This is a genomic window from Myxococcus sp. CA023 (genome assembly GCF_010998615.1).
Classification (GTDB): domain Bacteria; phylum Myxococcota; class Myxococcia; order Myxococcales; family Myxococcaceae; genus Myxococcus.
Genome location: NZ_JAAEAH010000042.1, coordinates 12,793 through 39,266, shown reverse-complemented (window position 1 = coordinate 39,266; position 26,474 = coordinate 12,793). Strand labels below are relative to the sequence as shown.

Sequence of the window (26,474 nt, the reverse complement as noted above, 5' to 3'; positions counted from 1 at the left end):
GGGAATCAGTTGGCCAGCCGTTGCGACAGGTAGGCCAGGAGGACGGGCGCGTTGACGATGCGGGCCTCATCAATCTTGAGCGGCTTGCCCTGGGCGGCGATGATCAGTTCGCGGGTGGAGACGCCCTCGCCGAACTCGTCCTGGAAGCGGATGCTCTCGATGTCGTCCCAGCGCATCAGCCGCTTCTTGTGTGTCAGCCCGGCACCACTGAGCGTGAGGGGGCCGAACTGCACCGCCTTGCCGGCGTTGACCTGCCGGTGCACGCCGTCAATCAGCGCATCGACGACATGGTCCGTTACGTGGGCGTACAGCTCGTCCGCGTCGCTCCACAGGTTCAGCCTCAGCCGGTAGGTGCCCCCGCGGTGGCGCAGGACGAGCCGGTCGTGGTTCTGCACCGTGATGATGGCGCTCACGTTCCGCCATGCGATGCGCGTGTCACCCGCGCGCAGGTACTCCTCATCCACCACCAGCTTCGGCGGCGCGGCCAGCCACGCGAACAAGTCGCTGGCCCGCCAGAAGATGAAATAGAGGCCGCAGGGGATGCCCGCCAGCAGGACGATTGGCGCGGAGTTGTAGCGGAAGAGCCCTTTGATGAAGTCCTGCGGGAGCAGGTAAATCTTGCCGAACGAGAGAAACGCCGCGGCCACCACGTAAATCAGGGCGAAGCCAGCGGCGAGCCAGTACAGGACGTGCGTGGGGAATTCCCGGGTGTGCGAGCGCTTCAGTGAAGCCTCCAGAGCCGTATCGAAAAGTACACGCACCTATAAACAATCGCGTGTGTCATTTCGATGAGATTCGCCACTGCGCTCAGGGTGAGACCTGCGTGGCGCATTTTGCCAGGGTCTCATACCCCATGTGATGTTTCAGGGCTGCTCAGGTGCGGCGAATTCGAGAAACAATTGACGTTCTCATGTCGTGAGAAGTCATTGGGTGGGGCTGTGTGAAACACAGCCTTTCCGAGTCTGTCGTGCCTGCGGCATGGCGGACGGCACGCTCGCCCCAGTGGAGAGCGTCGAGTTGGGTGACAAGGTCATCGCCGACGCCAAGGGCACGGTGCTGACCGTCACCGACGTGGCGCGGGGCAACGAGGCCAAGCCGCTCTTCCGTCTGCAGGTGTCGCCCCTCAATCGCCTGCCCAAGGCCTGGCACACGGACTTCCGCAACGGTGTCCGCTCCACCCAGGCGCGCTGAGACTCGCGTCTGGCCGGGCCGGGAGCCGCGCGTCCACGCGGCTTCCGGCCCCGGCCGTCACCCGACGGGAAGCGCGCTGGCCTCGTACTGCTTCGCGAAGTCCTCGCTCGGCGGAATGGGCTTGATGACGTCGATGAGCACCCCGTTGGGGTCCGCGGTGATGAAGTGCCGCTGGCCAAACGCCTCGTCCCTCAGCGGGAGGTGGATGGGCAGGCCGGCGGCCTGCACGTCCCGGTAGACGGCGTCCGGGTCTTCCACTTCGAAGTTCAGGATGGTCCCCGCCACCGTGCCCCGGGCCACCGCCGGCACCGTTTCGTGCCGGCCGTCGAGGATGGCCAGCGCGACATGCTCGGCATCGTCCGATTGGAGGTGGACGTACCAGTCGCTGGTGAAGCGCGGGCTGAAGCCGAAGTGCGCCGTGTAGAACGCCGCCGTACCCGCGACGTCGTTCGTCATGATGACCGGGTAGTAACTGGTGATTTTCATGGGCTCCCGCTCTCCTTCGTGCTTGTCTTTCGATGAGGTAACATACAGGCTGCATGTATGCAGCCAAGGGCACGAAGAAGCAACGATGAGCGCAGCGCGACGACGCGGCAGGCGCTCGTGAGCGCGAGCCGGGCGCTGTTCGTGGAGAAGGGGTACGCGCAGACGTCGACGCCGGAGGTGGTGGCCGCCGCCGCCGTGACGCGCGGGGCGCTCTACCACCACTTCGAGGACAAGCAGGCGCTGCTGCGGGCGGTGCTCGAACGGGAATTCGCCGAGCTGCGCCGTGCCATCGACCAGGCGACGCCGCCGGCCCTGGACGCGCGTGAGGCGCTCATCGCGGGAAGCCTGGCCTACCTCGACGCGATGGCCGTCCCGGGCCGCACGCGCCTGCTCCTCGTGGATGGGCCGGCGGTGTTCGGCCATGCGGAGATGATGGCACTCGACGAGGCCTCCGCCGCGGGCTCGCTGCGAGAAGGGCTCGCCGCCTTGCTGGGGGACGGGCCGCTGGTGCCCGCGCTCGCCAGCCTGTTGTCCGCCGCCTTCGACCGCGCGGCCCTGGCCATCAGCACCGGCGGCGATGCGAAGGCCTACCGCGCGGCGATGCTCGCGCTCATCGAGCGAGTCACCGCTGGCGTCGGTCGTTGAGCGGCAGCGGCTCCAGCGTGTTCGACTCCGTGTCGTCCGACAGGGCCGAGACCAGATGGACCAGGTTGGTTCCGCTCAGGTAGGAGGCGATGATGGCGGAGATGCGCAGCACGAGCAGCGTGGGCTCGAAAGGGAGGATGTCGCGTTCCTGGAGCCAGGCGAGCGTCTGCGGCGCGTAGGCGGCGTTGCAGGCCGCCACCACGCCCAGGAACAGGAACATCTGGACGATGCCCAAGAAGGTGTTGGTCCGGGAGCGGACCAGGCCGGCGAGCCCGCCCAGCCGTTCCATGACCAGCGGCCTGATGAACTTCATCACCAGGATGCCCTGGATGATGCCCACGGCCAGCGGAACGAAGATGTCGGCCAGGGCCATGACTGTCTGGGTTTGGTCGCTCGAACTCATGGCCGCGGACGATGCTCCGTCACGCAAAGCGAATCAACCCGGCCCGCCGGTTGACGGATGCGGCACGCGAGCGTTTCGGACGGCACAGCGGGTCCAGGCATTGCGCCTGAACCCGCCGTGTCACTTTCCGAAAAATCAGACGCCAAGCTCCACGTTCTCCAGCACGCCCAGCGCATCGGGGATGAGCAGCGCCGCGGAGAAGTAGGTGCTGACCAGGTAGTTCGTGATGGCCTTGTCCGTCACATCCATGCGGCGCACGGAGAGGCCGGGCTCGACTTCGTCCGGCAGGCCGGTGCGGCGCAGGCCGATGACGCCCTGGTCCTCCTGGCCGGTGCGCAGCACGAGGATGGAGCTGGTGCGCTGCTCGGTGATGGGAATCTTGTCACACGGCAGCAGGGGGACCCCGCGCCAGGCCATGCACGGCGTGCCCTGGACCTCGACGGGCGTCGGATAGATGCCCCGGCGGGTGCACTCCCGGCCGAACGCCGCGATGGTGCGCGGGTGCGCCAGGAAGAAGCGCGACTTGCGGCGCCGGCTGAGCAGCTCGTCCAGGTCATCGGGCGTGGGCGGCCCGTTGCGGGTGTGGACGCGCTGCTTGAGGTCGGCGTTGTGGAGCAGGCCGAAGTCCCGGTTGTTGATGAGCTCGTGCTCCTGCCGCTCCCGCAGCGCTTCGATGGTCAGCCGCAGCTGCTGCTCCGTCTGGTCCATGGGGTCGCTGAACACGTCGGAGACGCGCGTGTGGACCCGGAGCACCGTCTGGGCCACGCTCAGCTCGTACTCGCGGGGCGTGAGCTCGTAGTCCACGTAGCCGCCCTGGATGTCCGGCTCACCGGAGTGGCCGGCGGCCAGGGGGATGGCGGCCTGCCCCAGCTTGTCCTGGGGCTTCTTCAGGCGCTCCCGGTACCGCTCCACCTGGGCGCGCAGCGTGGCGGACCGGGCAATCAGGTCCTCGAACACCTGCTGCGGCAGGGACAGCACCGTGCATGGCGTGGTGGCCTTGACGGTGAAGGTCCAGACGTCATCCGACTCCGCCACCGCCTGGTCGCCGAAGTGGTCGCCGTCCGCCAGCACGTCCAGGGTGACGGGCGCGCCATACGGGCCTGCGCGGAGCTTGCGCGCCTTGCCGTGGGCCAGCAGGAACACGTGCTCGGCGGGAGTGCCCGCCTCGACGATGACGTCGCCCGCCTTGTACTCCGCCTGGGTGAACCGGCTGGCCAGGGCGGAAATCACCTCGTCGTCGCCGCTCAGGCCCCGCAGCAGCGGCAGCTTGAGCAGCTCCTGCGGGATGATCTGCACCTTCGCGCCGATGTTGCTGAACACGAGGCGGTCATCCGTCACCGCGTAGCTCAGCCGGCGGTTGACCCGGTACGTGCCGCCCGTCACCTCCACCCAGGGCAGCATGCGCAGCAGCCACCGGGGGGTGATGCCCTGCATCTGCGGGACGGTCTTCGTCGTCGTCGCCAGCTGGCGCGCCGCGGCCGTGCCCAGACTCAGCCGCGGGGTGTCGTCGCCACCTGTCTTCACGAAATTCGCCATGTGGATTCCCTCACGTCATTCGAGCGGGAGGAGGACTAGTCGCCGCGGCCGATTTCGACGCTCTCCAGGATGCCCAGCGCGTCGGGCACGAGGACGGCCGCGGAGAAGTAGCTGGTGACCAGGTAGTTGATGATGGCCTTCTCGTTGATGCCCATGAACCGGACGTTGAGGCCGGGCTCGACTTCGTCGGGGATGGTGCCCGGGTGCAGGCCGATGACACCCTGGTTCTTCTCACCCGCGCGCATCAGCATGATGGACGTGGTGCGCGAGTCGCTGACGGGAATCTTGCTGCACGGGAAGATGGGGACGCCGCGCCAGGCGGGCACCATGTTGCCGTTGAAGTCCACGCTGGTGGGGTAGATGCCCTTGCGGCTGCACTCCTGGCCGAAGGCGGCGATGGCGCGCGGGTGGGCCAGGAAGAAGGACGGCTCCTTCCACACGGTGGCCAGCAGCTCGTCCATGTCGTCGGGCGTCGGCGGGCCGTGGCGGGTGTGGATGCGCTGCTTGAGGCCGGCGTTGTGCAGCAGGCCGAACTCGCGGTTGTTGATGAGCTCGTGCTCCTTGCGCTCCTTCAGCGCCTCGATGGTCAGCCGGAGCTGCTGCTCCGTCTGGTTCATGGGCTCGTTGAAGAGGTCCGCCACGCGGGTGTGAATCTGGAGCACCGTCTGCGCCACGCTCAGCTCGTACTCGCGGGGCGACGTCTCGTAGTCCACGTAGGTGCCCGGCAGCACCGGCTCGCCGGTGTGGCCCGCGGCCAGCTCGATTTCGGCCTGGCCCGTGGTGTCCTGCTTCTTCTTCGAGCGCGCCTTGAACCGCTCGACGTGCTTGTGCAGCGAGGGCGACTGGGCCACCACGGCCTCGAAGTCGGACTGCTGAAGCACCAGCACGGTGGTCGCCGTGGCGGCCTTGGCCGTGAACTTCCAGTAGTCCTGCGACTCCAGCAGCGCCTCGTAGCTGTAGTGGTCGCCGTCCGCCAGAACGCCGAGCACGGTGGCGTCACCGTACTTGCCGGCGCCAATCATGTTCACCTTGCCGTGGGCGATGAGGACGATGCAGTCCGCTTCCTTGCCCACCTCGGTGATGACCTCGCCGGCCTTGTACGTCTTCTGCTCGAAGCGGTTGGCCAGCGCCGTCAGCACCTCGACGTCGTCGTAGCTGCGCAGCAGGGGGAGCTCGCACAGTTCCTGCGGGATGACATGCACCTTGGCGCCGGTGGTGGTGAACGTCACGCGGCCATCGCCCACCGCGTAGCTCAGGCGGCGGTTGACGCGGTACACGCCACCGGACACCTGCACCCAGGGCAGCAGCTTGAGCAGCCACCGGGAGGAGATGCCCTGCATCTGCGGGACGGACTTGGTCGTCGTGGCCAGCTGGCGCGCGGCGGCCGTGCCCAAGCTCAACTGGGACTTCTCGGCGTCACCGCCCGGCTTGATGATGTTCGACATGATAGGCCTTTCGAGTGGAATGGAAGATCAGGCGCCGGAGCGCAGGTTTGCGAACAGGGAGGAGATGCGTGCGGCGGAGGTGCCCAGGCCGGTGGGGCCCGACGAGAGCCGCGGCGCCAGCTTGCGGGACGCGCGCAGCTCGAACTCCTTGTAGCGGTCCACCGTCTGGTGCCAGATGAGCACACCGCTCATCCACCACTGCAGCTTCTGGACGTACTGCTTCAGCTTGTCCTGGGCCTTGCCGTCCAGGTTGAAGTTGCGCGCCAGCGGCTCCAGCTCGTTGGCGATGATGTATTCGAACTGCTGCATCCGCGCGGTCATCAAGTCGTTGACGACGGAGACGGCCCGCGCCGGGTCCAGGTCCAGGAAGCGCTGGACGACCAACACGCCGTTGTTGAGCTCACCTTCGAACTCAATCTCCTTCTGGTAGGAGAAGACGTCGTTGATGAGGCAGGCGTAATCCGCCGCGGAGTTCTCCAGGCTGCGGATGGGACGGGTGTGGAAGACTTCAGGCGGTAGCGCGTCGCCATGGGCCAGGCGGGACAGGCTCATGGTGAGGTCCGAGCCGAACGTCTGGCGCCGCATCTCCACGTAGTCGATGGGGTCCGGGATGCGGTTCTGGACTTGATTGGCCAGCTCCCACACCCAGCTCTCCGTCATGTCCAGGATGGCCTTGCGGAACAGGCTCCGTGAGGCGGGCGTCACGCCTTCGGTGGTGCGGGCCCACAGGTCCGCCAGCCCGCGCTCCACCGGGTTGGTGGGGGGCGGAACCACCGTGCCGGCGTCCTCCGGCACGAACAGCGCCAGCCGGGCGTTGAACACCTTGGCGCCGGCCATGTCCTTGGTGTGACCGTAGAAGGCCGGGAAGTAGTCGTCCGCGTAGGTGCCCCAGACGAGCCAGCAGGAGGACAGGTTGAGCTGCGCGGCGGTGGCGTGGGGATGAATCAATGCGCCGCAGAGCGCCACGTCCGCCACGTCGAACTTGTGGTCATCCCAGATGTAGCCGCCGGGGACTCCGGGGAGCACGTCCAGCATGCCCATGCGCCGCGCCCACGCCTTGGAGTCGCGCCGCGCGGCGTCCAGGTGGGGGCTCGGCTTCGTGGAGTACGGCATGTAGAACTTCGGCAGCTTCACCGGGCCCACGGGCTGGTACGGCACGTGGGAGAAGCTCTTGAGGCGGGTGAGCCCCAGGGCCGTGGGCGACTGCGGCAGCCGCGCCGCGGAGGTGCCCAGGCCGTTGGGGCCCAGGAAGAAGCCGCCCGCGCCGCCGGAGCCCTTGTTCATGTAGCGGCTGGAGCGCATGTGCCACTCGTGCCCGCCGGACTGCCAGTCCTGGAGCCCCCGGACGTAGGTGAGCACCTGGGCCTGCTCCACCGGGTTCAGGCCGAACTCGACGAACAGGGACGGCAGCTCCGTCAGGACGGTGTTCTCGAACTGCTGGAGGCGCGAGGTGAGGACCTCGTTGACGAGGTGCGCGGCGCTGGGCGGGGAGATGTCCAGGAACTTCTCCATCACCAGGACGCCGTTGGAGAGCTCGCCTTCCTCCAGAATCTCCCGCTCGTAGGAGAACAGGTCGTTGCGCAGGTGGACCGCGTCGGAGAACGTGTCCTTCAGCACCCGCATGGGGCGGCTGGCGGCGACCCGGTCCGGGACTTCGGCGAAGACGGCGTGCTCCACCAGGTTCGCGGACCAGGGCGCACCGCCGACCTTGCGGCGCATCTCGATGTATTCGATGGGGTTGGAGACGCGGCGGTCGCTGATGTTGGACAGCTCCCAGCTCGACTCGTCCAGCAGGTGCTTGGTGCTCTCGAAGAACCGGCGACGCCACGCCATGGAGCGGCTGGGGACGGTCCGGTTCCACAAATCCAGCAACCCGGCCTCTACCGGGTTGGTCGGAGGCGGAGGCGTGGCCGCCGGGTCGACCGGCATGAACAAGGGCAGACGGTCCAGGTAGGCCTTCGCGCCGACCTGGTCCTGGGAGCGCTTGTAGAGCTCCAGGAAGTGGTCATCGAAGTAGAAGACCCAGACGTACCAGTCGGTGACGAGGTCCAGCTCCGGGCCCGGTGCCTCCGGATGCGTGTAGGCGCAGAGCAGGGCGTAGTCCATGGCATCGAACTTCGCCTCGCTCCAGATTTCCGGAGCGCTGCCATCCTTCGGGCGGCCAATGATTCCCAGCTCGCGTGCCCAGGCCTTCGAATGCACCCGGGCGCCTTCGAGGTTCGGATTCAAGCGCGCCGGCCAGGGAACGTAGAAGTCTGGCAGTTCGAATGGCTGCTTGTTTTTCGCCGTACTCATGGACGCCCCTCGTTGAACTCAGGGGGGCGTTATAGTTAGGCGCTGAACACTTATCCAAGTGTTTCTTGCATAAAAGATTCTCTTGTGAAGTCGCGATTTGCCTGCTGGCGCACGGATTTAGCTCCATCCGTGCGCCGTATTGCTCCCGCGATAAGTCGTGTTTTCATTCACCAGTAGTGCTGGTGACGAACTCCACGCGGCGGTTGGCGCTCCGTCCCTCGGGCGTGTCATTGGACGCAATGGGTTGGGTGGGGCCGTAGCCCTTCGCAGTCAGACGCGAACTCTCAATTCCTTGTTGGATGAGATATTGCCGCACTGCGTCCGCGCGTTCCTGGCTCAGTGTGCGATTGAGCTCCTCGGGGCCGGTGTTGTCCGTGTGTCCTTCGATGCGCAGGGACACGCCCGGGTTGGCCTTCAGGTAGTCCGCGATGGCGTCCAGGTTCCGCCGCTCCGAGTCGGAGAGCGTCGACTGACCCACCGGGAACTGAACGTGGTGCTCGGTCGGCAGCCGCGTCGGCGCCTCGGTGGTGGGGGCCTGGGGCGCGGGCTCGGGAGCGGGCGGCGGTGGCGTGGGCTCCTGCTTGGGTTCGGGGCAGCCACGGTGGGCGGCGACACCGGCCTCGTTCGGGCATGCGTCCTCGCGGTCCACGACGCCGTCGCCATCCGCGTCGGTGTCCGGGCAGCCGTCGTTCTCGGGCGGGCCGGCTTCGAGCGGGCAGCGGTCCTGCCCGTTGGGAACCGTGTCGCCGTCGTCATCCAGCGCGGGGCACTGCTCCGGCGTGTGACTCCGGCCGCTCCGGCACACGTCCTCCCGGGCGGGCGGCTGATGGGCCCAGGCGATGCCCGCGGCCGCGCGGATGGACGGCGTGCCCGGGATGTCCGTGAAGCCGTGTCCTGCGATGGCGAAGGCCTCGAAGCCGCCGCCGACGGGCAGTCGCACGCCGCCCAGCAGCTCCAACGCGAGGTCCGGCTCCACCAGTGACTCCGCGGCTTGCAGCGCGATTTCGCCGCGCAGGCCCTTGCCGCGCGTGGACACGACGATGCCCTGCTCCAACTCGGTGCCGTAGTCGCGTCCGGGCTCGTTCTCCGTGGAGCGGATGCGCACGCCCGCGCTGGCGCCGAGCACGACGGGGCCCAGCTCCCGGCTCACCGCGACCCGGGGCGCGACCTGGAGGCCCGCCCAGCCCTGTTGCCGGCCAAAGGCATCCGCGGTGCCACCGGGCGTTCCCACGTCCAGGCCCAGGCTGAGGAAGACGGGGGCGCCGTCCTCGCGCCGCAGCAGCGCGTAGCGGGCGCCCAGCTCCGGGGTCCCGAGGCCGAAGGCGTCCGGCGCGGAGATGCCGACCAGCGTGTCCGCGCCATTGCCGCCCTGGTGGATGATGACGGGCAGCCGCGCGGACAGCTCCAGTCGGTCGGTGGGAGACCAGGCGCCCGCGAGCCAACCGGAGACGCGGTAGTCGAGGATGGAGCGCTCCTGGCCATCGCTGCCCTTGAGCAGGAGGATGCCGCGCTCATACCCGGCCATGAGCATCAGCCGGTAGGCGCCCTGGGGGAGCACGTGGCCTGTGTCCACGAGCATCGAGTCCGTGGCGGCGGGGGTGAAGCGAAGCCGCTCCAGGTCGATGGGGACGAGCGCGCCCGTGGTGCTTTGTGCCAGGGCATTGGGCGCGATTGAGGAGATGAGCGCGGCCAGCGCCCAACTCCGAGCCTGTGTACGCAAGGTGAAGTCCATTCGCGAAAGAGGGTGACGTGCGGGTCAGTGCGAGGCGTGACGCGAGCGGCGACGCAGTCCGCTCCACGATGCCAGAACCACCAGGATGGCCAGCGACGAGGCAGCGCCACCGCCAGAGGCCTGGCAGCCGCCTCCGGCGATGGAGACGACCGTTGCCTGGACGGTGACCTGGAACGTGCAGCGGGCTTCATTGCCCGCGGCGTCCGTAGCGGTGACAGTGACGGTGTTGTTGCCGTGCCGGAAGGTGCTCCCCGATGCCGGCGAGGACGTGACAGAGGGCGTCGAGACGCCGTCCGTGGCCTCGGGCAACTCGAAGGTCACCGTCGTGCCCGACGCATCATCGGAGGTCGTCCGGATGTCGGCGGGGCACGTCAGCGCGGGCGGGGTGGTGTCCCGCACCTCGACCTGGAACGTGCATGTGACTTGCGTGCCGGATGCGTCCTCCGCGGTGGCGGTGACGGTCGTGGTCCCCAGCGGCAGGGTGCTGCCCTCCGCCGGTGAATAGGTGAGCGTGGCGGGTCCGCCCGCTCCGGGCGTCACGGTGGCGGGGGGCCAGCTGCCTGGAGCGCCGTCGGGCCCTGTTGCCTCGAGGATGGTGTCCTCGGGGCAGGTGATGGCCAGGGGTTGGGTGGCCTCCACCTCGATGTCCACCGAGGGCTCGTTGCTGTCCAGGCCGCAGTCACTGACGCGGTAGGTGAAGCTGTCGGCGCCCACGTAGCCCGGGTCGGGCGTGTACCGGAGGTTCGGCGGCGTGCCGCTCAGCGTTCCATGCAGGGGCGGCGTGACGATGGTCCACGTCAACGTCTGGTCCGCGTCCGGGTCGGTCGCGGTGAGCGTGATGTCCTGCGGGACGCCGGTCATCGTGGCGATGCGCACGGCGTCCGCGGTGGGCGCGGTGTTGGCGCGCACCGTCACCATGCGTCCACCCGGAATGGCGTTGGCGAAGACGGACAGGGCATACGGGCCCGGCGGCGCCTCCGCGGGCACCCGCACCGTCGCGCGCGTGGTGGACATGTCCGTGGCGGGAAGTGTCCAGAGCCGCCCTCCCTCGGCGGCGCGCAGGCGCACCAGGGGGAAGTCCGTTGGCGAGTCCAGGTAGCTGCCGCTGGACGCGCCCGAGATGCCCCGGAAGCCCTGGCCTTCGATGACGGTGGGGCAGGTCTGGTAGAGCGTCTCCGGCGCGGAGATGACCGGACGCCAGGCGGGAGGCGCGAGGACGTCCTCGTAGCGCTGGGCCGTGGTGGCGGCCGTGCCTCCCGCGAGCAGGACCTCGCCCGTGGGCAAGGCAACGGCGACGGCCCCACCCCTCACGTCGGGCGCGATGACCGGTGTCCAGGTCCGCGAGGGGGCGCCGTAGGTTTCGGCCGAGGCCACGTAGGTGTCTGGCGCGCTCAGGCCTCCGGCGACCAGGAGCGTACCGGAGGGCATCAGGGTGGCGGTGTGGCGCCAACGCGCTTGCGTCAGCGGGCTGTCCGGCGTCCAGGTGTTCGCGGCGGCCGAGTACCGCTCCGTGGTGGCGAGCGCCACGCCTCCCGCGGCGCCGCCCGTCGCCAGGAGCTCTCCGGAGGGCAGCAGCGTCAGCGTGAAGCTCTCACGTCCCTGGGCGAGGCCGACGACGGGCGCCCAGGTGTTGGTGGCGGGGTCGTACACCTCCGCCGACGCGAGGGCTGCTCCACCCGCGTCACGTCCTCCCGCGATGAGCACCCGTCCATCGGGCAGCAGGGCGGCGGCGTGCGCGGTGCGCGCCCCGGCCGCGGACGCCGCGGCGGTCCACGCCTGGGTGCCCGGGTCGTACAGCTCCGCGGAGGCGAGCACGTCCGCGCCGTCCTGGCCACCGACGACGAGCACCCGTCCATTCGGCAGGCGCGTCGCGGTGTGCAGGTGTCTCGCGCGGGTGAGTGACGCCGCGGGGCTCCAGGTGTTCGTGGTCGGCGCATAGCGCTCTGCCGTGTTCAGCGTGCCGCCTGCGTTCGTGCCACCCACGACGAGCAGCTCGCCCGAGGCCAGCGTCGTCGCCGTGGCATCCGCTCGCGCGGTGGAGAGGCCCGCGGCCGCGGACCAGGCGTTCGTCGTCCGGTCATACAGCGAGGCGGACGCCAGCGCGGTGCCCGCTCCGTCACGGCCACCCGCCACGAGGACGCGGTCCGTGGGCAGCAGCGCCATCAGCGGGTCAATGCGAGGACCGCCCAGGGTTCCCGCCGCGGCCCAGCCCTGGACGCCAGGGTCATAGACCTCCGTGTCCGCGTAGAACGTGGTTGACGGATTGGAGTGGAAGCCTCCGGTGGTGAGCACCTTGCCGGAGGGGAGCAGGGTCGTCGTGCTGTTCTCCCGGCCAATCGCCATGGAGCCCGCGAGGGTCCACGTGCCGGTGGCGGGGTCGTAGAGTTCTGATGCCGGTTGGGCATCTCGCGCGGCGTTGGAGCCGCCCGCGACGAGCACCCGACCGTCGGGCAGCAGGGTGGCGGTGTGGCCGTTGCGCGCGAAGTTCAGGCCGCCGGTGGCCGTCCAGGTGTTGGCCGTCGGGTCATAGAGCTCGGCATGCGTGGTGACGATACCGCCCGAGGTGAATCCGCCCACGAGCAGCACGCGGCCATCGGGGAGCAGGGTGGCGGTGGCGTAGTGCCTTGGGACCAGGGGCGGCGCGGCGGCGCTCCATGTTCCCGCCACCGGGTCGTAGAGGTCGGCGCCCGGGACTTCGTTGTCCACGTTGTTGAAGCCGCTCACCGCGAGCACCTGCCCGTTCCGCAGCAGCGTGGCGGTGTGGGCGCGCCGGACCCTCAGGAGGCTGCCGGTGGGGAGGAACGTGTTGCTCGCGGGGTCGTACAGTTCGGCGGTCGCGAGATTGCTGCCGCCCGCGATGAGGAATTGACCGGAGTCGAGCCGCGTGAGGGTGGCCAGGGTGCGGGGCGCGGCCATGGGGCCCGTGGCCGACCAGGTGTCCGTCGCGGGGTCGTAGATGCGCCCCGATGTGGAGCCGTCCGCCAGCACGAGCGCACGCCCGTCGGAGAGGCGCGCGGAAAGGGTGACGTTGCCTGAAATCCCGGCGGCGGCCGCCGCGCTCCAGGTGTCGGTGTCGGGGTCGTAGCGTTCGGACGAAGCCACGAAGCCCAGGCGGTTGACGCCACCGACGACCAGCAACTGGCCGGTGCCGAGCAGGAGGCCGGTGTGCTGAGCGCGGGCTTCCGCCATGGTGGCGGTGGAGGACCAGCCTGGGTCGACGACGAGCGGCGCGGTGAGCCCGGCGAGCGAGACCTCGGTCGTGATGCGGACCTGCGCGCCGTGCACGTCGAACACCTGGGTGCGCGGATTCATGCGTCCACCCGCGAGCCGCGTGCTGCCCGCGCGCGAGTGGCCGTTGGCGTCTCGCACCACGGCGGGATGGAAGCGGAGCACGGGTCGCGCGCTTTCATCAAGGAACTGGAGGTAGTCGCCCGTGTCCTGGATGCGCCGGACGGAGGCCGGCAACGTGACGGTGTACTCGGCGCGGTGCGACGGCTTGTCGCCGCGCGCCTCCGGTACCGCGTCCAGGATCCACGCCTCCTCGACCCGCGAGGTGCGCCAGCCCTGTTCGGTGGTCTGCGTGCTTCCCGCGGGCCACCAGAGGTGCCGCTCGCCCTGGAACGCGGCGAAGCGCTCGCGGTGGAGCGTGCCCGGGGTGGAGGCCGCCGGCTGGACCTGGAAGGTCAGTCCGCGCGTGGTCAGCGTCAGCCCGCCGTCATTCCTGAGCTGCGCATCGAGCAGCCGGGCCGAGAGCGCTGAAGGGGCCGGACCCGTTTCAAGGTCGGGGAAGTAGGCCAGCGCCAGCGCCAGCGCGGTGGTGGCGGAAGGGGCCTGCTTCCACTGGGACAGGGCCTGGCCTCGTGTGGCCGCCAGCGCGTCTTCACCTGGAGGCGGCAATCCCTCCTTCCCGCATGACAGGAGGATGACGCTCCCCACGAGTATCAGGCGCCTGCTCCAGACCGCGCGATGTGACTGCATCCAGGAACTCCGGTTCGAAAGGAGCGGCGGGACGGCTCGAGCCGTGAACCCGACGCTGTGAGTCATTTTCAACGGATTATCCGCTGCAGGGTCGGATGGGCAACGTCGACCGTGTCTCAGTTGTGCATTCTGTGCGTCTCCAGGCTCACGGCGCTGGAAGCTTCCGTTCCCCCTGTCGCTTGACGGGGTGGGGGTGGATTCAATACAGCACGGCGGGATGCTCACCTGCATGGTGGGCATGCTTTCCCAGGAACTGGCGCTGTCCAGCGTCACCGTGCGTCAGGCGGGTGAAGGCTACATGGAGGCCTGGGTCGGCGCGGTGGCGGGGCTGCTCACGGAGGCGAAGCGGCTGCATCCGCCGCGCGTGGGCTTCGACCCCAACGCCGTGGCCTGGATGCTCTACAGCACGTGGCAGGGCTCGATGCTGGTGGGCAAGACGCGGCAGCGGCCCGAAATGGTCATCGAGAACCTGCGCCAGATGCGCACGTATCTGGATGGGCTCTTCGCGTCGCCAGTGAAATCAAAGTCCAAGCAATCCAAGCGCGCCTGACGCCGGGCGCATCCTGAACAGAGGAGACCGCACCATGCAGAAGATCACACCCTTCCTGTGGTTCGACGGCAACGCGGAAGAAGCCATGAAGTTCTACGTGTCCGTCTTCAAGAAGGACGCGAAGATTCTCAGTCTCAACCGCGCCGGGGACTCGGACACCGCGCCGGTCGTCTCTGGCACGTTCCAGCTCCATGGACAGCAGTTCATGGCGCTGAACGGAGGGCCTCACTACAAGTTCACCGAGGCCATCTCCCTGTTCGTGGACTGTCAGACGCAGGAAGAGGTGGATGAGCTGTGGTCGAAGCTCCTGGAGGGAGGAGGCCAGACGCAGCAGTGTGGCTGGCTCAAGGACCGCTTCGGCCTGTCCTGGCAAATCATCCCGTCCGTGCTGGGGAAGATGCTGAATGACAAGGACCCGGAGAAGGCGCGCCGGGTCATGGAAGCCATGCTGGGCATGGTGAAGCTCGACATCCAGGGCTTGCAGCGCGCGTACGACGGTGCGGGCAAGTAGGTTGCCCGACGGCACTGTGGTGCCGCCCCCCTGTCCGTACGGGGCAGGGGGCCGCTTTCAACGCATTACTGCCGTACGATCCGGATTCCGTGCCAGCTGCAGCCGACCCTGGCGCGGCCCAGGAAGCTGCCGGCCTTCATGTCGTACGAGTACGTGCTCTGGCCGACCGCCACGTTCCAGTCGAAGGTCCAGCTGTTCTTGTGGCTGTAGCCCCGGTGCTTCTCGGCCTTTCCGAGCGTGATGCGGAACCGGTTCTGCTCTTTCAGTGAGTTGACCTTCTTGGTGTATTCCGCGTACCGGTTGATGTAGGTCGGGTCGATTGCGTTGATGATTCCTCGTTCGATGCCAGCCCACACGTTGTTGAGTTGGCCTCCGATGAATTGGTTGAGCTGGTTGTTCACAAGATGGAGCGGAACAGAAAGAGGTTGAGCTTCTTCGTCTTGAAGATGAATCGCCGGTCACCGAACTGCGTGGTGCCTTCCTTGTTGAACCCGCTTCCCACCGTCAGCAATTGATAGGCGGGCAGCGGCGGGTTGCACTTGTCGCCACCTGATTCGCCCTTGAGCTGTTCCTGCGCCATCACGGTGGCGAAGGGGGAGTTGGCCACACATTCGAACTCGTCGGTGCCGTCGTAGTCGTCGACGATGAAGCCACAGCCGGCCGTCCGCCAGGCGTTGTTGGGCTTCGAGGAGACGGCGATCTGGCGGATGGCGGTGGAGCCCGGCCAGAACTTCTGGCTGTAGGAGAGGCCGCCGATATTGCAGCCCGAGGTGCAGTCGGGGGCCGCCTGGATGTGGAAATCGCCGGGGCGATGGCGTCTTCAACGTCAGTCGACACCTGCGCGTCAGCCGTGGCCGTTCGCGGGGCCGCGGCTGACGCTCACGCGGCGGGCCACCCGTGCGCGGAGGTTGAAGGGCACGCCCCATTCGCGCGCGAGCTGCCCGGCGCGTGCCAGCAATTCCGAACGGAGGAGCCTGCGCGCATGGGGCAGCCCCACGAGGATGCGGTTGTCCGACGCCTTCACGTCGAAGGCGTAGAGCTGCGGGAAGCTGGCCTTCCACAGCGGGTCCATCAGTGAGCCGGCCCGACCTGACTTCCGGAGCACGTTGCCCACCACCACCCCGTCGGGGGTCAGCCTCGCCAGGGTGGCTTGCACGAACTCCCGCGTCGCCATCGCTGCTGGGATGCTGCGCGTGCCGTAGGCATCCAGGATGATGACGTCATACGGCGCCCCAGGAGATTCAATGAAACGGCGCCCGTCCGTGACATGGGCGTGCAATGCCTCGTCCTCGTGGAAGTCGAAGTAGCGCCGGGCCGCGTCCAGCACCTGCGGCTGGATTTCCACCGCGTCGATGTGCGCCTGGGGGAGCACCGCGCGGAGGAAGGTGGGGATGGTGCCGCCTCCCAGGCCCACGACGAGCAGGCGCTTGGGCGCGGGCGCGAAGGCCAGCGCCGCCGCCACCGCCCGCGTGTAGTCCAACTCCAGGCGCAGCGGGAAACCCGGCCACGCCGCGCTCTGGAAGGCGCCAATCCAACCGAACTGGAGGTAGCGGCGGCCCTCGTCGTCCTCGCTGACGATGATGGGACCACTGGCGGAGCGGGCGACGTGCAGAATCTTTCGCGGATACTCGAAGGCCCGGGAGACTCGCGCCAGGGCCACGACACTCCTGTGGCGCTGCCTCGCTCGTGAAGGCTCCTTCAGTTGCCACCGGGTGGAGCTGGCGAGTGCCGTGTTCCAGGGCTCCGGGCCCCACTCTTGTCCTGCCTGGCGCATCCACCTCACGCCCCGAGCATACGGGCTACTCGGCGCAGGGGAAGGATGTGTCGAGCGTCTTGCTGGCCTTGAGTCCACTGCCCGTCAGGGTGGCCGTCACCTTGACCTTGGACGCGCAGTGGTACGGGAGGATGAAGGGCACCTGCGTGACGCCGTTCTCCGCGAGCACCGCCAGCTCGCGCGTCTGCGTCACCTTCCACGCGGGCCGGTCACCCGCCGCTTCGGAGGACTCCTTGGGCGCGCGGACGGGAAGTGCTGGACCGGGTGCCCCGAGGTTCCGGCGCGCTGAGTGTAGCTGGCAACCGCGCACCGCCGCCGCTGTGCCCCGCCGCCAGCTTTACGCAGCTACCAGCGCTGCGCCGCGTCGCGCTTCCGCCTGAGCCCCAGGACGCTGAGGAGCGCGAGCACCAGGGGACCCGCGAGGCTTGCTCCGGATGCCGCGCAGCCACCAGCGCCCTCGTCGTCATCCGGCTGCTGGGGTGTCGTGCCCGCGTCGGGCTCGGTGCCCGTGCCTGCGTCCGGCGTCTCTGTCCCAGGCGCGGAGGCATCCCCAAACGCGCCGATGTGGGCCGGGCTCACCTGGGCTCGCGGCTCACTTGCCGTATGCTTCACGTACTGCAAGGTGACTGGCTCGCTGCCGGTCTCGGCGGGGAGCGCCACCGCCTGACTCCGTAGGGCGGAGCCGGTGGTCAGATGGAAGTCCTGTCCGGCGAGGTTGATGAACCCCGGGTCGGTGCCGGTGAGATTCCCACCTGCGTCCACCACTGCGCCGGTGAGCGTGCCGAAGGTGCTGACGTAGCCAGGCTTGTACCAGTTGCCACCGTGCCGGAGCGTGCCCGCCTCGTCTGTGAGGGACAGCGTATTGCCATTGGCCGCGGCCACCAGCACCACGTTGTTCGTCACATGCGCCGTCTGGTTCTGGTGCGACAGCCGCAACAGCGTGGTCCGGTCCGTGCGGCTGGACACCACGGTGTTGTGGAAGAAGTAGAGCGTGCCCCGGTAGTTGGCTGTGTTGCCGGAGTCACCACCGAAGTGGACGATTTGCCGGTTGCCCGCGCCCTCGGGCTCCAGCAGCACATTGCCGTAGACGAAGGTCCGCGCATACGACGGCGCCGCGCGCAGCGCGTCGCTGGTCGAGTCCACCAGGTCGAGCTGCCGGTTGCCTCCCTCAATCCAGTTGTACCGGATGAGACTGCCCGCCGAGCGGTCCTTCAGGTTGTTGCCCAGACAGCCGGTGCAGAGCGGACCGAAGCGATTGAACTGGTAGGTGATGCCCAGCGCTTCGGTGTACGCGTTGTGCTCGAGGATGCTGCCGGTGTTGCCGTTGCCCAGGATGTGGCTGTGCTCGACGGTGACATTCGACGCCTGATTGGCGATGAACAGGCCGTTGCCGCTGTCTTCGAGCACGCAGCCCCGGATGGTGATGTGTTCGCCCTTCTCGATGAAGATGGCGGCGGCGTTGTCCAGGTAGGTGGACGCGCCATTGCGGCCGGTGAAGGCGCCGCGTGCCCGGCGCAGGTGGAGGTTCTCCACCACCAGGTGCGCGGGCATTGTGTCCGCGGGCCGGTTGGAGCCACCAATCTTCAGGATGCCGCGCTCCTCACCCCAATAGTTGAGCTGCGAGCGCGTGGTGGCGTTCTCGCCGACGATGATGGGCAGGTTGCCCTGCGCGTCCTTCACGCCGCGCACGGTGATGGGCGCGGCGGCCGTGCCCCGGCGGCCCAGAACCCACTTCTCCGCGTAGGGCGTGGGCCGTGCGTGGACGAAAACGGTGTCTCCGGGCTCGAGTGACTCCCAGGGCACGTCACCCAGGCGGGTGTACTGCTGGTCGGGGCCCACGCGGTATTCCGCGGCCTGGGCGGCCAGCGGCTGGAGCAGGACGAGGAGGGCGGCTCGCGAGAGGTTCATGTCTCGCAGTCTGACGGCTCCACCCAGTCCAGGTCCACGAGGGCGGAGACTCCCCTTGGGCTCTGGTGAAGTGCTCCGGGAAATTGCTGCCCGGGGGACAACCGCGTGCTGCAACGGTAGCGGCGCCCCGCCGGGCCCTGATAGGATTCACCACGGGGCGGCCCTGGGTGTGCTTCCTTCTCACTCCTGAGGTAGCGGATCCGCTCTCCGCCCCGTTTTTTCCTCTCGCTTGGAGTCACCATGGGCTCCCCTTCGCTCGACGTGATGGGCGATACCGCCGCGTTGCTGCTCCGGACCACGGGGCTTGTCTTCCTCCCCTCAGGACTTGCTCCCAGCGGTGACTCGCAGGCGCGGGAGCAGGGCATGGATGCCCTGGAGGCAGACCTCGCGGGGGTGGGCTACACGCTGGACGGCGCGCTCCGGGAGGCGCTGCTCGCGCTGCCCACCGAGGTCATGGCGGCTTCCGGCCGCTTCATCTACGACAACTGCGCGGCGCTCCGGGGGACCAACCGGCCCTTCGTTCCATTGTTCCGGAACTTCCCCGAGAGCGTGCCGCACGACACCCGGCAGTTGTACGTGCAGCGGATGCTGGGCTGGTTGTTCCAGTCGCCGGAACAGCCGTGCATCCACTGCGGCGCGCAGGGCACGGTGCGTGCGCTGTCGCCGTGCGCCCACCTGGTCTGCGAGCGGTGTTACGACGGAAGCGACTACAGCGCGTGTCCCATCTGTCACCGTCGCTTGTCTCCGTCCGAGCCATTCCTCAAGCCCACGGCGCTCAAGGCCGCCGAGCGCGTGTATGCACTGGCCGTCAACCGGCTGACGCGGCTGTCCTTGGGGACCGACCCGGATGCCGCGGGGAGAGAGGTCATGCGGCGCCTGGTGTCCCGATCCACGGTGCTGCGCCCCTCCGAGGTGATGTTGCTGAAGATGCTCGTCTCCGCCACGGGGGTGCGCATCCTGGGGTGGCTCCCACCGAGCATTCCGGTGAAGGAGACGCTGGCGCAGGTCATGGGCTTGCTGCTTCAGGATGCCCGCACGGCGGGAGATGTGCTGGCCAGCGCCGCAGCATACGTGAAGACCGCCACGGATGTGCTCCGGATACTCGTCGCGTGGGCGGGCGGCAACCCCGACCTCACCGTCAAGATTCCGCTGAAGAGCCCTCCGCGTCCGGTACGGCGCGCCGTCCTGCGGATGCTGGAAGGCTTCTCCGTGCTGAACCTCACCGAGGACCTCCGGCGCCACCCCGGCTTGTGGAAGGCCCAGGCGAAGCTCCTGCATGTCTTCGAGGAGTGGCAGCGCCATCCGAAGGTCGCGCTCGCGTTCGCTGTCTTGCGCGAGACGGTGTTGGTGTCGGAGACACCGTTCGGAGCATCCGCGCTGAGTCTGGCCAGCGAGCATCCGGCGGCCTTTCACAGGCTGGAGGCCGACGGAGGCGTCCGCATTGGCTTCCGCTCCTTTGCCTCACACGTCGAAGCGGCGCTGGACGCGCGCGATGTCCGCGGCGCGCTGCGGCTGCTGCGGCAGCGGCCCGGCGAGCTGCTGCGCCGGTTGGACCATGTGAGCCGCCTGTCGGTGGCCCAGTCGAACTCCGCCGCGCTCGACCCGGAGTTGCTCGGGGTGCTCGGTGCGGTGCTGCCTCGGGGCGCGCCTGGGCTGCTGCTCACCGCGGCGGCGCACCTGCGTCAGCGGCACAGGCCGTTCGCCAGGCGCGTGTTCTTTCCCAAGGGCGAGGCCACCCACGCCTGGGGCATGGAGGACCGGCGCCCCTTGCTCCCCGGTGATGCCATTGGCCAATTGGTGGCGCCGCTGGAGCGGGAGCTGCTGCGCCGGGCGGAGGCTCTGCCGGCCTTCCCTCAAGCGGTGCTCGACGAGGCCCTGGCCGACCTGATGGTTCCGTTGGCGGAGAAGACGGCCTCTCGGGCGTTGGTGGCGGTTCCGCGTGGAAGCCTGCTGCCGCTGCCGGAAGGGAAGACCTTGCGCTTCTTCGTCCACTGGACGGAGCCCAAGGGGACGCGGGTGGACCTCGACTTGTCGGTGGCCTTCTACGACAAGGATTGGTGGTTGGTGGACCTGTGTGACTTCACGAACCTGCGGCTGGCGGACGACGCCGCGGTGCATTCGGGGGATGTCACCTCCGGGCCCCTGCCGACGGGAGGCGCCGAGTTCCTGGATGTCCATGCGCCACGGCTGCTGGCGCAGGGCGTTCGCTACGCCATCCCAGTGGTGTTCTCCTACAACAGCGTCTCGTTCGACCGCATGGAGGACGCGTTCGCGGGCTTCATGGTCCGGGACGGGGAGGGCGGGCCCCACTTCGATGCGCGCGCGGTGGAGCAGCGCTTCGACCTGCAGGGGAGCGGGCAGATTTCCGTGCCGCTCGTCATCGACCTCGTCGAGAAGCAGCTCCGTTGGGTGGATGTGAAGGTTCCTCCCGAGGATGGCTTCCAGAGCGTGCACAGCTCGCGAGGCGAGCTCGCGAACCTTGGAAAGGACACCCTGGCCTATTTCGGAACCGGCGCCCGCCCCACGCTCTGGGAGCTGGCCTGCCTTCACGCCGCCGCGCGCAGCCGCACGGTGCAGGTCCGGCGACGGGATGGCACTGTGTCCGTCCTGAATCGGGGCTCGGGCGAGGACACCGCCGCCTTCCTGCGCAGGCTGCGTGGCATTGAAGCGGATGCCACCACCTTCGACTTCTCGCCCGGCACGGCGCCTACGTTCTTCGCGGGGATGACGGACCTCCCCTCGCTCCCGGCCGGCAGCGAGGGCTATGCGCTGCGCTTCCTCCACACCTCCGCGGAGTCCGTTTCACGGCTGGCCGCGGGTGACCTGGTGTCCGCGCTGAAGGCATAGCTCGGTCCAGGTTCGCCTGGATGCTGCGCACCTTACGTCACGATGAGCGAGAGCCCGGTGCCGACCCGGCTGAGGCCGTCGCCCGGCAGTAGCCGCCAGGGCGGTAGAGGTGGGGCCCTGACGCGTCGTGTGCGGGGTTCCTCCCTCTGGGATGTTGCTCCAGGCGCACTTTAATAGGAGGGGCGGAAAGTGCGATAGTTGTGACGGCAACCAACGCCTTCACGGGGAGCGACTGACGTGCCTTTGTACTACGTGCAGAACTTCACTTACGACGGTCCTGGCAGCTCGAAGATGTATGGCGCCATGGGGGCCCACAACCACAGCCAGGCCAATCAGTTCTCCACGGACTGTCTCGCCTACCTGGCGGCCATTGGGTGCACGAACGTGACGGCGACGGGCAGCTTCGCGAGCAACCAGGCCGAGCCGCTCCATGGCAAGGAGATGCGCTGGGACGTGCTCCTAAGCAAGTGGGTGAAAGCTTAGCGGTGCTCGCGGGCGTGCCTCTCCTCGCGGGCCGAGGCACGCCGCCGCGTCCGGAGGCTCAGGGCGCATCCATCGCGTGCGTCAGGCGCCTGCCGTCCTTGGGCGCGGCGAACCGGGCCTCGTCGCGCGAGAAGCGGTACTTCTTCATGGCAGAGAAGTCCCCCTTCATCCGAGGGAATTCGAGGTCCATGACGACCCGTCCTTCCTTCACGAAGACGAGCAGGCATTCCGATTCATAGATGTCTCGCGCGCCGGACCAGTCGTTGCCGAGCGATTGGCGGATTTCCTCCGCGACCACGTAGGGCGTGAAGACGTGGAGGGTGTCCCAGTCGAAGCCCGTCACCTCCGACAGGTGGAAGGCATCTCCTGCCTCCGTGGCGGAGCGGATGCGCTGCTCCAGCTTCGTGGCGAGCGCCGCGCGCTCCTTGCCCCTTCCACAGCCGCTCATCGCCACGCCGCAGGCGAGCCAAAGCGTCACCGCAATCACTGACGTGCCTGCCCAGTTTCTGTGTCCGCGCATGCGCGGCACTCTAACGGTCTGTCTGGCTAGAAGTCCCGGAGCAGGGGCCGTCCGTGGGACAAGCCGGGCCAGGGAATGGCCAGTGCGACGAACAGCATGGCCAGCAGGAGCCCCACCGCCCAGGTGCGGTGCTTGGATTGAGCGGGCGCCTCCCGCCGCGTCATCGCGGAGGTGGCGTGCGCGGCCGTGAGGGCCAGGAGCATCAGCAGTGGGTGCTCCAGGCTGAAGAAGCGCAGGTGGCCGATGGACATGCTCATCCGCAGCGCGTCCAGGCTCCGGGGCGTGACGGGGCTGAGCGCGAAGTAGAGCGTTATCCCCAGCAACATCTGGATATCGAAGGCGGAGACGAAGAAGACCTGGAGCCGCCGGTCGCCGGGCGTCCAGTCACGGGCTCGCGCCCAGCCCACCAGTGCCCTCACGAGCGCGAGCACTCCCAGCACCACCACCGCCCAGCGCAGCCAGGAGTGGAGGAGCAACACCCCCGAGTAGAGCATGGCGCCTACCCCTCCTTCTTCGCGGGCATCGCTTCAATCCAGCGCTGGATGAGCGCCCGACCCTGTTCATCCACCATGCGGGTGCCCAGGGGTGGCATTTGCATGAAGTCCCCGCGCTGGCCCATCCGGTAGAGCAGCGAGCTGTGCTGGACGTCACCCGGCGCGACGCGCTGCGAGCTCTTCCCGAACATGCCCGACGTCTGGATGAGCGCCTTCACATTCACGGACGTGCGCCAGGTGTCAGTCTCCTGCACGGAGCCGAGCTCGCCCGCTTCCAGGCGCAGGTGCAGGCCGGAGCCGCTGCCCAGCGCCATGCGGTTGGCGCTGTGGCACGACACGCCGCAGTTCATGTGCAGGTAGCCCAGGGCGGCCTGCTCCACCGGCGTGCCAGGAATGCGGGGCACCTGCGCGGGCGGGTGGCTCAGGAGTCCCTCTTCCACCAGCTTCGCCAGCGTGAGGCCCTTCGCGCCGTCGTGGGCCAACGCGACGGCCTCGAAGCCGAGCACCTCGTCGCCGCGCCCTCGGTGGCAGGACTGGCAGTCCTGCTGGCTGGGGATTTCGTAGCCCTCCGTGCCGGGCACGTCCTTCTCACCGCTGGTCAACTCGAGCGCCGTCTTCCCGTCGTCGCTCCAGCGGTAGGTGGTCCGCAGCCAGCTCCCGTCCGGACGCTTCCAGAGGAAGCGCGTCTCGATGGGCCGCCCCTTCCAACTGAACTCCTTCCAGAGCTTCGTGCCCACGGGGAAGCGCCACTCGTCGCTCTTGGACGTGTCCACCTTCGTGCCGGGCGGCAGGTAGATGAAGCGCGTCTTGTCCAGGCCGTCGCTCCAGAGCTGGAGGCCGGGCTCATAGGGGCGTACCTCAGGGGGAATCGCCCGGGTCGCCCACCCGGTGCCGCCCTCGCCGTAGAGGCCCGTGCAGGCCAGGTGCTGGAGCTTCTGGCACTGGATGCCGCCGTTGGCTTCCTTCCGGCCCTCCTCGGTGGGCGTCTTGGTACAGCCTCCGGCGGACACCATGATGGTGAGCAGCAGCGCACTCGCGCGTGGCGGGGACATCGGGCCTCCTGACGCCTTCCACCCTACCGGCTTGGGCGCAGCGTTTCGTGCGTCTTGCTGACGCACCCCGGGGGCTCACTTGGGAACGGGGTACTTGGACAGCTTGCGTTGCAGGCTCCGCCGCTGGATGCGCAGCAACCGGGCGGCCTGGGAGATGTTGCCCCCGCAGTCGGCGAGCACGCGCTGGATGTGCTCCCACTCCGCGCGCGCCAGGGAGGGCACCTCGTGGGTGAGCGCGGCCTCCTGCCCGGAGGGGAGGGTGGCGCCGGCGAAGGCCAGCAGGATGTCGTCCACGTCCGCGGGCTTGGCCAGGTAGTGCGTGGCGCCTCGCCGGACGGCCTCCACCGCCGTGGCGATGCTGCCGTAGCCCGTCAGCACCACGACGGTGGTGCTCGCGTCCAGGGCCTTCAGTTCGCGCACCAACTCCAGGCCGGAACCGTCGGGCAGGCGCAGGTCGACGACGGCGTAACCCGGACGCAACGCCCGCGCGGCATCGAGCGCCGCTTGCGCGCTGGCCGCGCCGTGGGCCTGGAAGCCGTGCCGCACGAAGGCGCGCACCAGCCGCTCTCGGAATCGCTCGTCGTCGTCGATGACGAGCACCGTGGCGGGGGCTTCACCTGGTGGCATCGGACGACTCCTTCCTCAAGGGCAGCTCCAGCGTCACGCGCGTTCCGTGTCCCTCCTCGGAGCTGAGCTCCAGGCGGCCTCCACACAGCTCGGCGTACGTCTGGGTGAGGAACAGGCCAAGCCCCATGCCCTGGCCCGCGGGCTTGGTGGTGAAGAAGGGCTCGCCCAGCCGGGGCAGCAGCGCGCGCGGGATGCCGGTGCCCCGGTCCTCCACGATGAAGCGCAGGCGGTCCACCTCGTGGTGCGCGGACACCACGACGTTCGCTCCGGTGGCCTCGCTGGCATGCAGCCCGTTGCGCACCAGGTTCGTCAGGACCTGCACCAGTCCTCGCACGGGGCACCAGAAGGGCACGTCCGGGCCGGGCTCGAGTTGGAGGCGCGCCTGGTCGGTGGTGCCCAGTTGTTCCCGGAGGCGGGCGAGCACGTCGCTCGGCGTCGTCCGTTCGGGGACCTCGCCCAGCGTTTGTCCGGCGCGGGCGCTCATGCGCTCCAGGATGTCCCGGCAGCGCTCCACCTCGTCCCGGATGAGGCGGGCGTCCTCCAGCGCTTCCTGGGGCGCCTCCAGGATGAGCGCGTCCAGTTCGTTGGCCGCGATGGCGATGGTGCCCAGCGGCGTGCCCAGTTCGTGTGCCGCGCCGGCCGCCAGCGTGGACAGCGACGCCAGCTTCTCCGCGCGCGCCGCCAGCCGTTGCGTGCGCGCCAGCGCGGCATGCCGGTCTCTCAGCGCGGCGGCCACGCGGGCGACGACGAAGGCGATGATGAGCGCCGTCAGCGTGAAGGCGACCCACATGCCCACGACGTGGAGCGAGTCCAGGCCGTGGCTGCCCGGCGGGTTCACCGTGTCGGGCAGGGGGACGTGGCAGGCGAAGAGGCTGGTCGAGCCCAGCACCGACAGCAGCGCGATGAGCGTCGTCCAGCGGGGGCCCAGCACGATGGCCGCCAGCGTCACGTGGACGAGATACAGCATGGCGAACGGGTTGGCCGGGCCACCGGACAGCGCGAGCAGCCCCGTCAGCAACGCGGTGTCGAACGCGAGCACGGCGCCCAGCAGGCCGGGACGGACCTCGGGCTCGCGGCGGAGCCAGAGCGAGAGGAGCAGGTTGGACACCGCCGTCGTGGCCACCAGGGCCAGCAGGGGCGCCACGGGCAGCTCCAGCTCCAGCACCCGGACGGCGACGCCCACCGTCAGCGCTTGTCCGGCGACGGCGTGCCAGCGCAGGCGGACCAGCCACCCGAGCGCGATGTCGCTGGAGGACAACCGCGCCGCCATGTCCCCGGTGGAGCGTCGGAAGGCGGAGCGCGGCAGCGAGGACAGGACGTCAGGCGACGGCGCCTCGGTGTGAGTCGGCGCGGTGGACACCCGCACGTCATATCCCGGTGATGGCAGTGGAGTGTGCGTCAAGTTGACGCATTGGCCTGCCGGGCCGGTGCCTGGCCCTGGAGCGTGCTTCGCAGCCGGGAGATGTCTCGCGAGGGCGGCGCGCCAAACAGCCGGCTGTACTCCCGGCTGGACTGCGAGGGGCTCTCATCGCCCACCGAGTGCCCCGGCCAGCTCGGCCTCCGGGTAGGGGACGGTGATGCTGTCGATGCGGCTGGGCGTCGTGGCGGACAGGAGTCTGGGTCTTGATTGACGGCCTGCCTTACGTTTAGTAATCGCGTAAAAGCAGTGAATATTGAAATAGCGGAAATCGTTGAGTGACGTCATGAAGCTGGCAACGGGAAAGCTGTTCTGCGCCATCGCCACGGTGTTGATGGCGGCGAGCGCGGGTGCACAGCCCATCGCTGGCGTCTATCGCGGCGAAATCTACTTCACGCCGACGTTGGTGATTCCCATCGCGCGGCCGACCGGGACGTACCGCGTGGACACGCTCGTCTACACGTCCAACGGGTCCCAGATGTTGCTGTACCGGAACGACACGACCTTCACCGCGAACAGAGTGAAGGCTGGCACGGCCCTTTCTTCACGTGGGAAGGGCAGCGCCGGGGTGCCGTGACTT

At 68.6% G+C, this 26,474-nt stretch carries 25 protein-coding genes and 1 pseudogene; 7 read left to right on the top strand and 19 right to left on the bottom strand.

The features are described from left to right. Positions 1-5: 5 nt before the first annotated feature. The gene (locus F8M74_RS19460) at positions 6-761 is read right to left on the bottom strand and encodes a DUF6585 family protein (protein WP_141255821.1); all 756 of its coding nucleotides are present in this window, start codon (positions 759-761) and stop codon (positions 6-8) included. A 217-nt stretch (positions 762-978) separates the two neighbouring features. Here F8M74_RS19460 and F8M74_RS19455 point away from each other — a divergent pair, with 217 nt between their 5' ends. Then, on the top strand, positions 979-1,191 hold the full coding sequence (locus tag F8M74_RS19455; RefSeq protein WP_228560131.1) for a hypothetical protein: 213 nt from the start codon (positions 979-981) through the stop codon (positions 1,189-1,191). Between the two features lie 57 nt (positions 1,192-1,248). On the opposite strand, the gene F8M74_RS19450 is transcribed toward F8M74_RS19455, so the two are convergent. After that, positions 1,249-1,677, bottom strand: a complete 429-nt coding sequence (locus F8M74_RS19450; protein WP_011556194.1) for a VOC family protein — start codon at positions 1,675-1,677, stop codon at positions 1,249-1,251. Between the two features lie 57 nt (positions 1,678-1,734). Between F8M74_RS19450 and F8M74_RS19445 the strand changes: the two genes are divergently transcribed. Continuing rightward, positions 1,735-2,322 (top strand): TetR/AcrR family transcriptional regulator, encoded by a 588-nt coding sequence (locus F8M74_RS19445; RefSeq protein ID WP_140857118.1) that lies wholly within the window; start codon positions 1,735-1,737, stop codon positions 2,320-2,322. Here F8M74_RS19445 and F8M74_RS19440 read toward each other — a convergent pair. The 6 genes from F8M74_RS19440 to F8M74_RS19415 all read right to left on the bottom strand — a co-directional run bounded on the left by F8M74_RS19440 (position 2,300) and on the right by F8M74_RS19415 (position 13,711). Beyond that, a complete protein-coding gene (locus tag F8M74_RS19440; RefSeq protein ID WP_228560129.1) occupies positions 2,300-2,725 on the bottom strand; it encodes a hypothetical protein in 426 nt (141 codons plus the stop codon). The two genes, F8M74_RS19445 and F8M74_RS19440, sit on opposite strands and share 23 nt — an antisense overlap. 135 nt (positions 2,726-2,860) lie before the next feature. Next, positions 2,861-4,261, bottom strand: a complete 1,401-nt coding sequence (locus F8M74_RS19435; protein ID WP_141255823.1) for a family 2B encapsulin nanocompartment shell protein — start codon at positions 4,259-4,261, stop codon at positions 2,861-2,863. 35 nt (positions 4,262-4,296) lie between these two features. Next, on the bottom strand, positions 4,297-5,706 hold the full coding sequence (locus F8M74_RS19430; protein WP_141255825.1) for a family 2B encapsulin nanocompartment shell protein: 1,410 nt from the start codon (positions 5,704-5,706) through the stop codon (positions 4,297-4,299). A gap of 27 nt (positions 5,707-5,733) precedes the next feature. Beyond that, positions 5,734-8,001: a family 2 encapsulin nanocompartment cargo protein terpene cyclase gene (locus F8M74_RS19425; RefSeq protein WP_141255827.1), complete on the bottom strand. Its 2,268-nt coding sequence runs from the start codon at positions 7,999-8,001 to the stop codon at positions 5,734-5,736. Positions 8,002-8,164: 163 nt separating this feature from the next. Beyond that, a complete protein-coding gene (locus F8M74_RS19420; RefSeq protein WP_228560128.1) occupies positions 8,165-9,721 on the bottom strand; it encodes an OmpA family protein in 1,557 nt (518 codons plus the stop codon). Positions 9,722-9,757: 36 nt separating this feature from the next. Further along, a complete protein-coding gene (locus tag F8M74_RS19415; RefSeq protein ID WP_228560126.1) occupies positions 9,758-13,711 on the bottom strand; it encodes a kelch repeat-containing protein in 3,954 nt (1,317 codons plus the stop codon). Positions 13,712-13,940: 229 nt separating this feature from the next. Between F8M74_RS19415 and F8M74_RS19410 the strand changes: the two genes are divergently transcribed. Then, on the top strand, positions 13,941-14,261 hold the full coding sequence (locus F8M74_RS19410; RefSeq protein WP_162295090.1) for a TetR family transcriptional regulator C-terminal domain-containing protein: 321 nt from the start codon (positions 13,941-13,943) through the stop codon (positions 14,259-14,261). A gap of 34 nt (positions 14,262-14,295) precedes the next feature. Continuing rightward, on the top strand, positions 14,296-14,772 hold the full coding sequence (locus F8M74_RS19405; protein WP_141255830.1) for a VOC family protein: 477 nt from the start codon (positions 14,296-14,298) through the stop codon (positions 14,770-14,772). 65 nt (positions 14,773-14,837) lie between these two features. Here the strand turns inward: F8M74_RS19405 and F8M74_RS37905 are convergent, their stop codons facing one another. From F8M74_RS37905 to F8M74_RS19385, 5 genes are all read right to left on the bottom strand, one after another. Then, a complete protein-coding gene (locus F8M74_RS37905; RefSeq protein WP_228560124.1) occupies positions 14,838-15,173 on the bottom strand; it encodes a hypothetical protein in 336 nt (111 codons plus the stop codon). Then, positions 15,170-15,379 carry a hypothetical protein gene (locus F8M74_RS37900; RefSeq protein WP_228560122.1) on the bottom strand — a complete coding sequence of 70 codons (210 nt, stop codon included), beginning with the start codon at positions 15,377-15,379 and terminating at the stop codon, positions 15,170-15,172. The genes F8M74_RS37905 and F8M74_RS37900 overlap by 4 nt, the downstream gene beginning before the upstream one ends. 237 nt (positions 15,380-15,616) lie before the next feature. Further along, positions 15,617-16,432: a spermidine synthase gene (locus F8M74_RS19395; RefSeq protein WP_228560120.1), complete on the bottom strand. Its 816-nt coding sequence runs from the start codon at positions 16,430-16,432 to the stop codon at positions 15,617-15,619. A gap of 139 nt (positions 16,433-16,571) precedes the next feature. Then, positions 16,572-16,739, bottom strand: a complete 168-nt coding sequence (locus tag F8M74_RS19390) for a hypothetical protein (protein WP_228560118.1) — start codon at positions 16,737-16,739, stop codon at positions 16,572-16,574. 152 nt (positions 16,740-16,891) lie between these two features. Beyond that, on the bottom strand, positions 16,892-18,454 hold the full coding sequence (locus F8M74_RS19385; protein WP_141255834.1) for a right-handed parallel beta-helix repeat-containing protein: 1,563 nt from the start codon (positions 18,452-18,454) through the stop codon (positions 16,892-16,894). A 240-nt stretch (positions 18,455-18,694) separates the two neighbouring features. Here F8M74_RS19385 and F8M74_RS19380 point away from each other — a divergent pair, with 240 nt between their 5' ends. Continuing rightward, positions 18,695-21,301, top strand: a complete 2,607-nt coding sequence (locus F8M74_RS19380; protein WP_141341711.1) for an MXAN_6230/SCO0854 family RING domain-containing protein — start codon at positions 18,695-18,697, stop codon at positions 21,299-21,301. Positions 21,302-21,538: 237 nt separating this feature from the next. Next, the gene (locus F8M74_RS19375) at positions 21,539-21,784 is read left to right on the top strand and encodes a hypothetical protein (RefSeq protein WP_141258164.1); all 246 of its coding nucleotides are present in this window, start codon (positions 21,539-21,541) and stop codon (positions 21,782-21,784) included. 58 nt (positions 21,785-21,842) lie between these two features. Here F8M74_RS19375 and F8M74_RS19370 read toward each other — a convergent pair whose 3' ends face one another. The 6 genes and pseudogenes from F8M74_RS19370 to F8M74_RS19345 form a co-directional block, all read right to left on the bottom strand. Next, the gene (locus tag F8M74_RS19370) at positions 21,843-22,304 is read right to left on the bottom strand and encodes a hypothetical protein (RefSeq protein ID WP_228560117.1); all 462 of its coding nucleotides are present in this window, start codon (positions 22,302-22,304) and stop codon (positions 21,843-21,845) included. Positions 22,305-22,330: 26 nt separating this feature from the next. Continuing rightward, on the bottom strand, positions 22,331-22,798 hold the full coding sequence (locus F8M74_RS19365) for a hypothetical protein (protein ID WP_141258163.1): 468 nt from the start codon (positions 22,796-22,798) through the stop codon (positions 22,331-22,333). A 5-nt stretch (positions 22,799-22,803) separates the two neighbouring features. Continuing rightward, on the bottom strand, positions 22,804-23,850 hold the full coding sequence (locus F8M74_RS19360; protein WP_216620586.1) for a hypothetical protein: 1,047 nt from the start codon (positions 23,848-23,850) through the stop codon (positions 22,804-22,806). A 75-nt stretch (positions 23,851-23,925) separates the two neighbouring features. After that, positions 23,926-24,477 carry a response regulator transcription factor gene (locus F8M74_RS19355; protein ID WP_141258161.1) on the bottom strand — a complete coding sequence of 184 codons (552 nt, stop codon included), beginning with the start codon at positions 24,475-24,477 and terminating at the stop codon, positions 23,926-23,928. Further along, a complete protein-coding gene (locus tag F8M74_RS19350; RefSeq protein ID WP_141258165.1) occupies positions 24,464-25,837 on the bottom strand; it encodes an ATP-binding protein in 1,374 nt (457 codons plus the stop codon). Before F8M74_RS19350 ends, F8M74_RS19355 begins: the two co-directional genes overlap by 14 nt. A 38-nt stretch (positions 25,838-25,875) precedes the next feature. After that, positions 25,876-26,022, bottom strand: a pseudogene (locus tag F8M74_RS19345) (AraC family transcriptional regulator CmrA); the annotation flags it as partial. 158 nt (positions 26,023-26,180) lie between these two features. Between F8M74_RS19345 and F8M74_RS37500 the strand changes: the two are divergent. Further along, positions 26,181-26,471 carry a hypothetical protein gene (locus F8M74_RS37500; RefSeq protein WP_194857019.1) on the top strand — a complete coding sequence of 97 codons (291 nt, stop codon included), beginning with the start codon at positions 26,181-26,183 and terminating at the stop codon, positions 26,469-26,471. The last annotated feature ends 3 nt before the right edge of the window (positions 26,472-26,474 follow it).